Source organism: Parasphingorhabdus sp. JC815 (assembly GCF_040717415.1).
Lineage (GTDB): Bacteria > Pseudomonadota > Alphaproteobacteria > Sphingomonadales > Sphingomonadaceae > Parasphingorhabdus.
On record NZ_JBFEFM010000014.1, the window covers coordinates 1 to 699 of the forward strand.

Consider the following 699-nt stretch of genomic DNA (forward strand, 5'->3'; position numbering starts at 1 on the left):
GTTCCCATTGATGCCGCTTTTATAGGCAGTTGCACAAACAGCCGCCTTAGCGATCTGCGGCGGGCATCAGCGTTGCTCAAAGGAAACAAAGTTGCCGCCGGAATCAAGGCGATCTGCGTCCCCGGCTCGTCTAGTGTTAAACGCGAAGCAGAAGCAGAAGGCATCGACCAAATTTTCATAAATGCAGGTTTTGAATGGCGGGAAAGCGGCTGTTCCATGTGTTTTTACGCAGGCGGAGAAAGTTTTGACGCCGGATCGCGGGTCATTTCCACGACCAACCGGAATTTTGAAAGCCGTCAGGGTCCTAATGTCAAAACCCATATTGCCAGCCCCGAAACAGTTGTCGCCAGCGCGATAGCCGGTGCGATTGCAGACCCTCGGGAGGTCACCAATGGCTGAACCATTTACCACTCTCACCTCGTTGCCGATGCCGCTGATCCGTGACAATATTGACACTGACCAGATCATTCCATCACGCGAGATGAAAACTACCGGCAAGACCGGGCTGGCTGACGGGCTATTTGCAGGATGGCGCTATACCCAGATTGGGGGGCGGGAGCCCAATCCCGACTTTGTAATGAATGATCCCGATTTTGCAGACAGCCAGATCATTTTAGGCGGCGAAAACTTTGGTTCGGGATCAAGCCGTGAGCATGCGGTGTGGGCGCTAGCCGAATATGGATTTCGCGCCGTTATCGC

The 699-nt window shown here is 53.8% G+C and carries 1 protein-coding gene and 1 pseudogene; both read left to right on the forward strand.

Annotated features, from left to right (window positions below; genetic code table 11):
* A partial coding sequence (locus AB1K62_RS14625) for an aconitase family protein (protein ID WP_367004701.1) occupies positions 1 to 399 on the forward strand: 399 nt, incomplete at its 5' end.
* Positions 392 to 699 (forward strand): annotated as a pseudogene (locus tag AB1K62_RS14630) (3-isopropylmalate dehydratase small subunit); the annotation flags it as partial. The gene AB1K62_RS14625 and the pseudogene AB1K62_RS14630, both read left to right, overlap by 8 nt.